Source organism: Nocardioides sp. Z38_18 (genome assembly GCF_058215695.1).
Genome location: NZ_JBZAJE010000001.1, coordinates 586,898 through 598,735 on the forward strand (window position 1 = coordinate 586,898; position 11,838 = coordinate 598,735).

Consider the following 11,838-nt stretch of genomic DNA (forward strand, 5'->3'; position numbering starts at 1 on the left):
CAAGAGCCAGACGTACGACGGCAGATGCTCCGTGCTCGTAGACGTACGCCGGTGCACGCGACCACTAGGTGGTCGAGCAGCGAGCGAAGCGAGCGGATAGTCGAGACCACGTCAGGTGAGCCAAGAGCCAGACGTACGCCGAGGGCGGGGGTACGCCGTAGGGCGCGACCCCCATGGTGGTCTCGACTGTCCGCTCGCTGCTCGACGCAAGGCTGCGTTCGCTGCTCGACCACCTTGTGGTCGTACCCGTCGTACGTGCGAGTGCGGGAACTCGTTGCCGTCGTACGTCTGGCTCTCGGCTCGCCTCACGTGGTCTCGGCTGTCCGCTCACTGCGTTCGCTGCTCGACCACCTTTCGGGCGCGCCCCGGCGTGCGGCTGGAAACCCGCCCGCGTGGGTCTGCCTGCGGGCTCACCTGAGTGGTCTCGGCTGTCCGCTCACTGCGTTCGCTGCTCGACCACCTTGTGGTCGTGCCCGTCGTACGTCCGAGTGCGGGAACTCGGTGCCGTACGCCCGGGAGTTCTACCGCTCGTTGCTCGACCCCCCTGGGGCGGCTGGGGCACCGCATCGCGGACCGTGGGGGCGGCGGGGCGTCCGGATGGGTGAGGATGGGGGACCAGCTCGTAACCGACCCAGGAGTGACCGTGCCTGATCGCGCACACGACATCGTCGTCCTCGGGGCCACCGGCTTCACCGGTGAGCTCACCGCCGCCTACCTCGCCGAGCACGCCCCAGCCGGGCTGCGGTGGGCGCTCGCCGGACGCAACCAGTCCAAGCTCGAGGTGGTGCGGGCCCGGCTCGCCAAGATCGACCCGGCGCTGACCGAGCTCCCGCTGCTGCAGGCGGACAGCACCGACGCGGCCTCGCTCCGCACGCTCGCCGAGTCCACGCGCGTCGTGGTCACCACGGTCGGTCCCTACCTGGAGTACGGCGAGCCGCTGGTCGCTGCGTGCGCCGCCGCCGGCACCGACTACGTCGACCTCACCGGGGAGCCGGAGTTCGTGGACCGGATGTACCTCGCGCACCACGACGCCGCGGTCGCCTCCGGGGCGCGGATCGTGCACGCCTGCGGGTTCGACTCGATCCCGCACGACCTCGGCGCATGGTTCACCGTCCAGCAGCTCGGCTCCAGCGACCCGATCACGCTGCGGGGCGCCGTACGTGCCGGCGCGCAGTTCTCCGGCGGCACCCTCGCCTCGGCGCTGGGCCAGATCAGCCGGGCCAAGCAGATGCGCGAGGCGATGGTCGCCCGTCGCAAGAAGGAGGGCCGGCCGGAGGGTCGCAAGTCGCGTGCGGTCTCCGGCAAGCCGGGCCGGGACCGCGAGCTCGGCCTGTGGCTGTTGCCGCTGCCGACGATCGACCCGTTCGTGGTGGCCCGCTCGGGTGCGGCCCTGGCCAGCTACGGTCCCGACTTCCGCTACAGCCACTACGCCGGTCTCAAGACCCTGCCGTACGCCGTGGGCGGTGTCGCGGCGGTCTCTGCGCTCGCCCTCGCCGCGCAGGTCAAGCCGGTGCGCAACCTCCTCCAGGGCAAGTTCCAGCAGGGCGAGGGACCCTCGGTGAAGCGCCGGGAGAAGTCGTGGTTCACCGTGGACTTCGTCGGGACGAGTGCCGGCAAGTCGGTGCACACCCGCGTCTCGGGCGGCGACCCCGGCTACACCGAGACCGCGAAGATGCTCGCGGAGTCCGCGATGTGCCTGGTCCTCGACGACAACCCCACGACGGCCGGGCAGGTGACCACCGCGACCGCGATGGCCGAGAACCTGCTCTCCCGCCTGCAGAAGGCCGGCATGAGGTTCGAGGTCGTCGGCTAGCCGAACCTCAGACCTCAGCCGGGCCTCAGGCGAACAGGCCCTCGCCGATGTGGCCGCTCCTCGAGGTGACCCCGGGCGGTACGGCGAACAGGCCGGAGCCGGTGTGCTGGAGGTACTCCATCAACCCGTCCTTCGCCGAGAGGGTGTTCTGCATCGGGATGTAGTGCTCGTCGGGGTTGCGCACGAACGCGATGAAGAACAGCCCGGCGTCCAGGCGCCCGAGCGAGGTGCTCCCGTCGGTGAAGTTGTAGCCGCGGCGCAGCATCTTGGTGCCCTTGTTCTGCGTCGGGTGCGCCAGCCGCACGTGCGACTCGGTCGCGATCAGCGGCCCGTCGCGGCCCTTGAGCTCGAAGTCGGGCTCGGTGAACTCGGTCCCGCCGGAGAGCGGTGCGCCCTCGGTGCGGTCGCGACCCACCAGCGTCTCCTGCTCGCGCAGGCTGGTGCGGTCCCAGGTCTCGATGTGCATGTTGATCCGGCGGGCGACCAGGTAGGAGCCGCCGGCGAGCCAGGTGGCTCCTGCGTCGTCGTCCTCGTGGACCCAGACGAACTCCTCGAGGTTCTTCGGGTCCTCGGACTTGAGGTTGGCGGTGCCGTCCTTGAACCCGAACAGGTTGCGCGGGGTCGCCTGCCGGGTCGAGGTCGACGACGTACGCCCGAAGCCGAGCTGGGTCCAGCGCATCGCGACCGTCCCGAAGCCGATCCGGGCGAGGTTGCGGATCGCGTGCACCGCCACCTGCGGGTCGTGCGCGCAGGCCTGGATGCAGAGGTCGCCGTTGCTGCGGGCTGGGTCGAGGTTGTCGGCCGGGAAGTGCGGCAGCTCGCGCAGCGCCGCGGGTCGCCGGTCCCGGATCCCGAAGCGGTCCTTGCCGTCCTTCTCGAACAGGGTGGGACCGAACCCGAACGTCAGGGTCAGCCCCGAGGCGTCGAGCCCGACGGCCTCACCGGTGTCGGTCGGCGGCGCGTCGTACGACGTGGGCAGGCCGTCGCCGACCGCCACCCCCGTGGTCAGCTCACGGGCGGCCGAGGTCCACTCCCGCAGCAGCGCGACCAACTGCTCGCGGGAGTCCGTGGTCACGTCGAAGGTGGCGAAGTGCAGCCGGTCCTGGGCGGGGGTGGTGATCCCGGCCTGGTGCTTGCCGCCGAAGGGGTACGCCGCCCGGTCGACCCCGCCGGCAGCAGGCTCCTGCGACTCGTGGCCGTAGGCGAAGCCGCCGACCCCCGCAGCGCCCGCCGCGAGCGCTCCCGCGCCGGCTGCTCCGAGGAGCCGCCGGCGAGAAAGCCCGCTGCCGGGGGGACGGCCCTGGGTCACAGCGTGATCGCCCCGGTCATCTTCGAGAGCGGCTCGGCGAGGGTGTTCACGGCGTCGGAGAGCTGCTTGCGCTGGGGCTCGGTGACCTTGTCGTAGGAGACGAAGCCGTCCTTGCCCACCTTGTACTTGTCGAGCTGGGTCTGCAGGGCGGCGAAGGCCGACTCGATCTGCTTCGCCAGCTCGGGGTCCTTGACCTCCAGGAGCGGCTCGAGGCCCTCGAAGCCCACCCGGGCGCCGTCGACGTTGGCCTGGAAGTCGTAGAGGTCGGTGTGCGACCAGATGTCCTCCTCGCCGGTGATCTTCCCGGCGGCCACCTCGTCGAGCAGGCCCTTGGAGCCGTTGCCGATCTGGTCCACGGTGTAGTCGAGGGTCTGGACCCGCTGATCCAGCGTCTTGGTGTTGGCCAGCAGGTCGTCGCCGTACGTCGCCCGCTGGGCCGGCGTGAGCGGCTTGTAGCCCGACGCCGGGGGCCACAGGTCCTTCTCGATCCGGTGCCAGCCGGTCCACTTCTGGCCCTCCTCGAGGTCGGCCTCGCGGAGGTCCATCTTCGGGTCGAGGTCGCCGAAGGACTCCGCGACGGTCTCGATCCGCTCCCAGTAGCCGCGCGCCTGCGGGTAGAGGGCGCGGGCCTTCTCGTCCTCGCCCTTCTCGTAGGCGGTGGTGAACGCCTCGGTCTCGTCGACGAGCTGGGAGGCCTGGTCCTTGACGTAGGCGGCGTACTGGGTGGTCGCGGCGTCGATGGTGGCCTGGTCGACCCCGGTGATCTTGGTGTCCTTGCCGGAGTCGGTGACCTTGAAGTCCGAGCGGATCCCCTTGCCGGTCATCCCCGGGCGGCAGGAGGTGACGTAGTCACCGGGCACGGTGCGTACGACGAGGTCGCGCGACAGGCCCGGCCCGACGTTCTCGATCTCGCCCACGATCCGCATCCCGTCCTCGGCGTACAGGTAGAACTCGGTGACCTGGTTGCCGGTGTTCCTCACCTTGAACACTACGTTGCCCGAGGGGGCCTCGGTGGCGGTGAGCTTGCAGTCCTTCGCCGAGGAGTCCACCTCGATGGTGCCCTTGCCCCCGCTGGAGGAGGGCTCGTTGGACTCGGTCAGGCTGCACGCCGAGCCCGCACCCAGCAGGACGACCGCCAATGAGGTCGTGATCAGTCGGTTCACGGGGTGGAGCCTTTCGTCAGGCGGCCCGCGCCGGCGAGGTTGCCGGAGCGGAGGAGGCCGGTGGGCGCGGGGTGCGCATCCGGAGGAGGAACAGGGTCATCGTGGGGACGAGGTAGGCCAGCCAGGCCCCGGCCTCGAACCACGTGGTGGCGGGGGAGAAGTTCAGCGTCCCCTTCAGCAGGGTGCCCCGCCAGGAGTCGGGCGGGACCTGGGCGCTGACGTCGAAGGCGAGGTTGTTCAGGCCCGGAAGGATGCCGGCCTCCTGCAGGTCGTGCACGCCGTAGGCCAGGACGCCGGCGGCGACCACGATCAGGATGGCGCCGGTCCAGGTGAAGAACTTGGACAGATTGATCTTCAGGACGCCCTTGTAGAAGGCGAAGCCCATCGCGATCGCGGTGAGGATGCCGAGCAGGGCACCGAGCAGCGGGGTCAGCGTGGACCCCTCCGACCCGGTGGCCGCCTGCGTCGCGGCCCAGAGGAACAGCGCGGTCTCCAGCCCCTCGCGCCCGACGGCGAGCAGAGCGACGAAGGCGAGGCTGAACCGGCCGGCGTCGGCCGCCACGTCGATCTTGCCGCGGAGCTCACCGGAGAGCCCGCGGGCGTGGGAGCCCATCCAGAAGACCATCCAGGTGACGAAGCCGACCGCGACGATCGACAGGATGCCGCCGATGGCCTCCTGCGCCTCGAAGGTGAGCCGTCGCGGCCCGTAGGTCAGCAGCGCACCGAAGGCCAGCGAGATGAGTACGGCGACCCCGACCCCGGCCCAGATGCGGGGGAGGAGGTGCGTTCGGCCCGACTTCACCAGGTAGGCGATCAGGATGACCACCACCAGGCTGGCCTCGAGTCCTTCGCGCAACCCGATCAGGTAGTTGCCGAGCGGGAAAGAGGACATCGAGGCTCCGGAGTGAAGTAAGGCTTACCTCGCTAAGGTAAACCTGCCCCACCCGGTGCGCAAAAGGCGTCCGGGCCCGAGCCCGGCCAGGAGAACGGTCTGTGAGAACGGACCGCGTCGCCGCCGGTCAGGCGGTGTGGGCGTCCTGGTGGGTGCTCCCGCGCTGCGAGGGCACCTGGAGGTCCGTGGTGGGCCGGCGGCGGGCCGGAGCCGGCTCCGGAGTCGACTGGACACCGGTCTGGACATCCGCCTGGACATCCGCTGGGGCCGGCGAGCCGACCAGGGCGCGTGCGGCCCGGGCGCGGGCGACGGCGGTGGCCGCCTTCTCCGCGGCCGCGGTCACCGCGGCAGCTGCCTCGAGGACGTGGCGGGTGGCGCGGTCTGCCTCGGCCTCGAGAGCGCGTGCGGTCGCCTCGTCCGTGCCGAGCTCGGCGTCGTCCACGCTCGCGACGAGCGGCCTGGGGGTCTCGAGTCCGGACTCGATCTCGTTGCTGTAGTCACCCGCCATGATCGCGAGGACGTCACTGGTCCGGTATCGGCGGTGACCGCCGGGCGTCCGGATCGCGTCGAGCTTGCCGGCCCGTGCCCACCGGGTCACGGTCTTGGGGTCCACGAAGAGCATGGCTGCCACCTCTGCCGGTGTGAGCAGCTCTTCTGCGGTCTGGTGCTGGGTCATCGGTTCCTCATCTCCCCCGAAGGTACCTGCCGAGGATAGGCCCGAAATATTAGGACTCGGCTGGTCAAAAGGTGATCTGCTCCAAATTGGGCGTTTCTCGGAGACTTCCACCTCGGTTTCACGCTTGAAACTGCTCCCCACTGGACTAGAGCGGTTCCAGCCGTGGTGCCCCAGGCCAGAGTCGAACTGGCGACCTTTCGCTTAGGAGGCGGCTGCTCTATCCACTGAGCTACTGGGGCGGGACGCGTCCGGACAGCAGTGTCTCCGGCGCGTTCGGCAGAAGTTTGCCATGCGGGGACGAGGCGGTGCCGTTGGGCCGTCGGCGGTTCGCGACGGTCCGGACGAACGTGCACGGTTCCCCACCTGCTACATGTCATGATTTGGGCGACCCGAGGTCGCACGGTCACAATGGGGGGTCACTGTCGAGATCGAAGGTCACATTGTCCGAGGATGAGTCGCCCGGCGAAGCGCCGCGCCACAAGGGCAGGTCTCGTGGCCGAACGATCGCCCAACGCGTCGTGATCGTGGTCGGCGTCGTGTTCCTCGTCCTCACCTCGGTGCTGCTGGTGGCCTACAAGAAGCTCGAGGGCAACATCAACGCCGTCACGCTAGGCGACCAGCTCGGCGACGACCGTCCCGACCAGGTGGTCGACGGGCCCACCCGGCCGCTGAACATCCTGGTGATGGGTTCTGACAACCGCGACGGCACCAAGATCGGTGGGGACACCCCGGGTCTCTCGGACACCACGATCCTGCTGCACCTCTCCGCCGACCGGAAGCGCGCCTACGGGGTGAGCCTGCCGCGCGACGCGATGGTGGAGCGACCCGAGTGCGTGAGCAAGAACGGCAAGCGCACCATCCCCGGTGGGCTGACCCAGTTCAACGCGGCGTACGCCGTCGGCGGCCCGGCCTGCACCATCAAGACCGTCGAGCAGCTGACCGACGTCCGCATCGACCACTTCGTGGTGATCGACTTCGCCGGCTTCAAGGACATGGTCAACGCCATCGAGGGTGTCCAGGTCTGCGTGCCCAAGGAGGTCAACGACGACATCGGGCACATCCACCTCCCGGCGGGCACCTACAAGGTCAACGGCGCCCAGGCGCTGGACTACGTCCGGGTGCGCCACGACATCGGTGCGGCCAACGGCGACATCGGCCGGATGAAGCGCCAGCAGGCCTTCATCGCGGCGATGATCGAGAAGGTCGTCTCCAAGGGCACCCTGGCCAACCCCGTGCGGCTCTACCGCTTCCTCGACGCAGCCACCGAGTCACTGACCACCGACACCGGGTTCGCGCACCTCCAGGAGCTCACCTCGCTGGGGTCGTCGCTGAAGAACATCGGGCTCGACAACATCCAGTTCATCACCGTGCCCAACCGGCCCTACGCGCCCGATCCCAACCGCCTCGAGTGGGCGCCCGAGGCCGACGAGGTGTGGCGCAAGGTGCGATTCGACAAGCCGCTCGGCCGCCTCGCCGCCGACGCGGTCACCCCCGGACGCAAGCCCGGAGAGGCCCCCGGCGGCTCGGCCACCCCGTCCCCGTCCGGGTCACCTTCCGCCTCGGCCAGCCCGTCGCAGGCCCCTTCGCCGGACGCGGAGGCGCAGGAGGAGGCCCGCAAGAGGGCGGCCGCCGAGGCAGGCCTGTGTGCCTGAGCGCTACGGCGTGAGCCGATGAGCGACGACAAGCCGACCCCCGCGGAGCGCGCGGCGAGGCGCCGCCGCCTCGCCGAGGTCTTCGGCGAGGTGCTTCCCGAGCAGACCAACGACGACGCCGACGAGTCGGGGACGACCTCCGAGAGCAGCGACGAGTGGCTGCGACGACAGGTGCCGCCGCACCACGGCCAGTAGCTCCCTCAGGCGGGACCGGAACGCGTCGCGAGCAGGTCGCGGATCTCCTCCAGCAGCGCGATGTCGGCCGGTGTCCCGGTCTCCTCGGCAGGGAAGAACCGGTCCTTGGCCGCGGTGTAGGGCTTGACGATCAGGAAGTAGACGATCGCCGCCATGATCAGGAACGAGACCACTGCGGTGATCCACGCGCCCACGGGAAGGTCCCCCGGCCGCCAGGCGCTGAAGTCCGGCTGGCCGCCGAGCTTGCCGATCAGGGACATGATCAGCTCCACGGTGGCGGTGACCACCGCCGCGAACGCCGTGGCCATGATGAAGGCCACGGCGAGCTCGATCAGGTTTCCGCGCAGGATGAAGTTCTTGAAGCCGCTCATGGTGATTCCTCCTGGTTGAGGACCCGACCGGTTCGGACGCCCTCTCCTAGTCGTCAACAACGCTACTGGTCCCATACCGGGATCAGTATCGACGTCGCGGCCCGCGCGGCGACCTCGCCGGCCCGGCTGCTCGGCACAGCGGCGACCACCAGGCGCCCGGGCTGCCCCGTGTCCGAGCGGGAGTCCGGCTCCGCGGGGATCGCCACGACGGGGGTGCGCTCGAGCAGCACGAGGGGCGCGGTCCGGCCCTCGGGGTCGGCCACCACGAAGCTGACCCGGTCGCCCACGCGCAGCAGGTCGACGACTGCGCCGTCGGTGACCCGCAGCGGCACCGCCGTCCGGCCCGGGTAGCCCGCGAGCAGCCCCTCACCGACGGTGCGCAGCGCCGTGACCACCTCGCCGCGTCCCATCGGCGCCGCCAGGGGGCGTCCGAGCACCGAACGCGGGTCGCGCACGGCCGCGGCGGGCACCGAGCCCGGCTCGAACCGGACGTCCGCGAGGTCCGCGGGCTCCAGCACGGTGCCGCCGGGCAGGTCCCGGCTCGCCGTCCAGACCCGCACGGTCTCGGGCGGTGGGGGAGAGGTCGCCTGCAGGGCCGCCAGGACGGCGGCCCCGGCGAGCAGTGCCGCGAGTGGGCGGCGGTGCAGGAGCACCCGGCGGCGCAGCCGTCCGAGGCGGAGCAGGACGGGGCCCAGTACGGGGCCCAGGACCGGGTGCAGGGGGTTCATGGCCCCCGACGGTAGGACGATCGCTCAGCGCGTGCGCCGGTCGTCCACAGGGTCAGGAGGAGGTGGTGGCCGGCGACGAGGGGGTGGTGGCCTTGGGCTTGTCCGGCGTGGAGGTCTTGGCGGCCGTGTCCCCGGTCTTCTCCGAGGAGCCCGAGGACTCCTTGGGCGCGCTGGGGGCGTCGGCGCCGCTCTGCTGCCCGCGGCTGTCGTTGCGGTAGAAGCCCGATCCCTTGAAGACCACGCCCACCGCGTTGAACACCTTGCGGAGCCGTCCCTCGCACTCGGGGCAGACGGTCAGCGAGTCGTCGGAGAAGCTCTGGAAGATCTCGAAGAAGTGGCCGCATTCGGTGCAGGAGTACTGGTACGTGGGCACTGCTTGGTCCTCCGGGGGTCGTGCGGGACGAGGGGTTGGCACTCGTGGTCGTCGACTGCGAATGCTACGGCACAATGCCTGAGGTGACTTCCAAGCACCCCATCAGCGACTGGCCCGGATGGGCACGCGCCTCGGCGTACGTCGCGATGGTGGTCGTGCTCGTCCTGGTGGCCGGTCTCGTGGCCGGGATCGCCATGGTCCGGCGCCCGCTCCCGGACACCGAGGGCGTCCAGCGCATCGAGGGACTCTCGGGCGAGGTCGAGGTGCTGCGCGACAAGCAGGGCATCCCCTCGGTGTACGCCGACACGGCAGTCGACCTGTTCAAGGCCCAGGGGTTCGTGCAGGCGCAGGACCGGTTCTTCGAGATGGACTTCCGTCGTCACGTGACCGCGGGACGGATCAGTGAGCTGCTCGGCGAGAGCACCGTCGAGACCGACATGTACATCCGCACGATGGGGTGGCGCCGGGTGGCGGCGCGCGAGCTCGACCTGCTGGCCCCGGAGACCCGGACCTACCTGGAGGCCTACAGCGAGGGCGTGAACGCCTACCTCGAGGGCCGCACGGCCACCGAGCTGGCGGTGGAGTACACCGTCCTGGGCGCGACCGGCCTGGACTACAAGCCGGAGAAGTGGACGCCGGTCGACTCGCTGGCCTGGCTCAAGGCGATGGCGTGGGACCTGCGCGGCAACATGAGCGAGGAGATCGCCCGCACCCGGCTGGCGGTGAACCGCACCCCCGAGCAGGTCGACGAGCTCTACCCGCGCTACCCCTACGACCGGCACCGCCCGATCGTCCGCGACGCCGAAGAGTCGTCCGGCGGACTGGCGGAGGGCAACCCGCGGCCGGCACCGAGCCGCGCGGCCCTGCAGGCGCTCGAGGCGGTCGAGCGGGGGGTGGGGGCGATCCCGGACCTGCTCGGCAAGGGAGGCGGGATCGGTTCCAACAGCTGGGTCGTCTCGGGGGAGCACACGGTCTCGGGCAAGCCGCTGCTCGCCAACGACCCGCACCTGGGCGTCTCCATCCCCGGCATCTGGTACCAGATGGGCCTGCACTGCAACACCGTCACCGCCGAGTGCCCCTTCGACGTGAGTGGCTTCACCTTCGCCGGGATGCCCGGCGTGGTGATCGGCCACAACCGCGACATCGCCTGGGGGTTCACCAACCTCGACCCCGACGTGACCGACCTCTACCTGGAGAAGGTCAGCGGCAAGAGCTACCTCTACGACGGGAAGCAGGTGCCGCTGGAGGAGCGCGACGAGGTGATCCGGGTCGCCGGCTCGTCCTCGCGGCTGATCACGGTGCGCTCCACCCGCCACGGACCGCTGCTCTCCGACGTCTCCGCCGAGCTCTCCAGCGTGGGCGCCAACGCCAAGGTGGGGGCGGACTCCCCGGAGCGGGACAACGGCTACGCCGTGGCGCTGGCCTGGACGGCCCTGACCCCGCGGCCGACGGCCGACGCGATCTTCATGATCGACGCGGCCAGGAACTGGGGGGAGTTCCGCGAGGCGGCCTCCAAGTTCGCCGTGCCGAGCCAGAACCTGGTGTACGCCGACCGGGCGGGCAACATCGGCTACCAGGCGCCGGGAGCGATCCCGATCCGCAAGGGAAACCGCAGCGGGGCCTACCCGGCGGAGGGCTGGCGCTCGGCCAACGACTGGAGCGGCCGCTACGTGCCGTTCGAGGAGCTGCCCAACGTCCTCAACCCGGCCGAGGGGTTCATCGTCACCGCCAACCAGGCGGTCACCGGCCCGTCGTACGAGCACTACCTCAGCGACTCCCCGGACCACGGCTACCGCAGCCAGCGGATCCGGTCGGTGCTCAAGAGCCGCTTCGAGGAGGGGGCCCGGCTCGACGTCGGCGACATGAGCGCCCTGCAGCTCGACGACCGCAACCCGATGGCGCCGGTGCTGGTGCCCTACCTGCTGCGCCAGCTGATGACCTCGGAGTACTACGCCGACGGCCAGCGGCTGCTGCTCGACTGGGACTACTCGCAGCCCGCCGACTCCGCCCCGGCCGCCTACTTCAACGTGGTCTGGAGCAACCTGCTGCGCCGGACCTTCCACGACGAGCTGCCCGAGGCGCTGTGGCCCGAGGGCGGGCAACGCTGGATGGCGGTGGTCAGCAACCTGCTGCGCCAGCCCGACAACCAGTGGTGGGACGACTCGAAGACCGAGGACGTCGTGGAGGACCGCGACATGATCCTGTCCCAGGCGATGCTCGCCGCCCGCGACGAGCTCACCCGCAAGGTGGCGCTGAGCCCCAACCGGTGGGAGTGGGGCCGGCTGCACCGCCTGGAGCTGGAGAACCAGTCGCTGGGCCAGAGCGGTGTGGGCCTCGTGGAGGCGCTGTTCAACCGGGGGCCGTTCGCGGCCGCCGGGGGGAGCGCCGCCGTGGACGCGACGAACTGGGACGCCAGCCAGGGGTACACCGTCACCTCGGCGCCGTCGATGCGGATGGTGGTCGATCTCGACGACCTCGACCGCTCGCGGTGGGTGAACCTCACCGGTGCCTCGGGCCATCCCGCCTCGGGGAACTACCGCGACCAGACCCCGCTGTGGGCGTCGGGGCGCACCCTGCGCTGGGCCTTCGGCCGCGACGCCGTACGTCGCGAAGTGGACCACAGGATGGTCCTCGCTCCGCGGTAGGTCCGCGGTAGGTTAGGTTTG

At 70.5% G+C, this 11,838-nt stretch carries 10 protein-coding genes, 1 tRNA gene and 1 pseudogene; 4 read left to right on the forward strand and 8 right to left on the reverse strand.

Annotation, left to right across the window (positions count from 1 at the left end; all coding sequences use genetic code 11):
• The first annotated feature begins 643 nt into the window (after positions 1-643).
• The gene (locus AC4BGC_RS02900; RefSeq protein WP_490554224.1) at positions 644-1,813 is read left to right on the forward strand and encodes a saccharopine dehydrogenase family protein; all 1,170 of its coding nucleotides are present in this window, start codon (positions 644-646) and stop codon (positions 1,811-1,813) included.
• Positions 1,814-1,838: 25 nt separating this feature from the next.
• On the opposite strand, the gene efeB is transcribed toward AC4BGC_RS02900, so the two are convergent.
• The 5 genes and pseudogenes from efeB to AC4BGC_RS02925 all read right to left on the reverse strand — a co-directional run bounded on the left by efeB (position 1,839) and on the right by AC4BGC_RS02925 (position 6,092).
• Positions 1,839-3,122, reverse strand: coding sequence for an iron uptake transporter deferrochelatase/peroxidase subunit (gene efeB, locus AC4BGC_RS02905; RefSeq protein ID WP_490554226.1), 1,284 nt, complete (start codon positions 3,120-3,122; stop codon positions 1,839-1,841).
• The gene (gene efeO / locus AC4BGC_RS02910) at positions 3,119-4,285 is read right to left on the reverse strand and encodes an iron uptake system protein EfeO (protein WP_490554227.1); all 1,167 of its coding nucleotides are present in this window, start codon (positions 4,283-4,285) and stop codon (positions 3,119-3,121) included. The genes efeB and efeO overlap by 4 nt, the downstream gene beginning before the upstream one ends.
• 16 nt (positions 4,286-4,301) lie before the next feature.
• On the reverse strand, positions 4,302-5,177 hold the full coding sequence (efeU, locus tag AC4BGC_RS02915) for an iron uptake transporter permease EfeU (RefSeq protein ID WP_490546228.1): 876 nt from the start codon (positions 5,175-5,177) through the stop codon (positions 4,302-4,304).
• A 499-nt stretch (positions 5,178-5,676) separates the two neighbouring features.
• Positions 5,677-5,853 (reverse strand): annotated as a pseudogene (locus AC4BGC_RS02920) (BldC family transcriptional regulator); the annotation flags it as partial.
• Positions 5,854-6,016: 163 nt separating this feature from the next.
• Positions 6,017-6,092, reverse strand: a tRNA-Arg gene (locus AC4BGC_RS02925).
• 279 nt (positions 6,093-6,371) lie between these two features.
• On the opposite strand from AC4BGC_RS02925, the gene AC4BGC_RS02930 reads away from it, so the two are divergent.
• Together AC4BGC_RS02930 and AC4BGC_RS02935 are read left to right on the forward strand one after the other, a co-directional pair.
• Complete coding sequence (locus AC4BGC_RS02930) at positions 6,372-7,505, forward strand: LCP family protein (protein WP_490554229.1); 1,134 nt, start codon at positions 6,372-6,374, stop codon at positions 7,503-7,505.
• 18 nt (positions 7,506-7,523) lie between these two features.
• Positions 7,524-7,700 (forward strand): hypothetical protein, encoded by a 177-nt coding sequence (locus tag AC4BGC_RS02935; protein ID WP_490554230.1) that lies wholly within the window; start codon positions 7,524-7,526, stop codon positions 7,698-7,700.
• Between the two features lie 5 nt (positions 7,701-7,705).
• On the opposite strand, the gene AC4BGC_RS02940 is transcribed toward AC4BGC_RS02935, so the two are convergent.
• The 3 genes from AC4BGC_RS02940 to AC4BGC_RS02950 all read right to left on the reverse strand — a co-directional run bounded on the left by AC4BGC_RS02940 (position 7,706) and on the right by AC4BGC_RS02950 (position 9,172).
• Positions 7,706-8,071 (reverse strand): MscL family protein, encoded by a 366-nt coding sequence (locus AC4BGC_RS02940; RefSeq protein ID WP_490546225.1) that lies wholly within the window; start codon positions 8,069-8,071, stop codon positions 7,706-7,708.
• A gap of 62 nt (positions 8,072-8,133) precedes the next feature.
• Entirely contained in the window at positions 8,134-8,799 is a 666-nt protein-coding gene (locus AC4BGC_RS02945) for an SAF domain-containing protein (protein WP_490546224.1), read from the reverse strand.
• Between the two features lie 52 nt (positions 8,800-8,851).
• On the reverse strand, positions 8,852-9,172 hold the full coding sequence (locus AC4BGC_RS02950) for an FmdB family zinc ribbon protein (protein ID WP_490554232.1): 321 nt from the start codon (positions 9,170-9,172) through the stop codon (positions 8,852-8,854).
• 83 nt (positions 9,173-9,255) lie between these two features.
• Between AC4BGC_RS02950 and AC4BGC_RS02955 the strand changes: the two genes are divergently transcribed.
• The gene (locus tag AC4BGC_RS02955; protein ID WP_490554233.1) at positions 9,256-11,817 is read left to right on the forward strand and encodes a penicillin acylase family protein; all 2,562 of its coding nucleotides are present in this window, start codon (positions 9,256-9,258) and stop codon (positions 11,815-11,817) included.
• Positions 11,818-11,838: the final 21 nt, after the last annotated feature.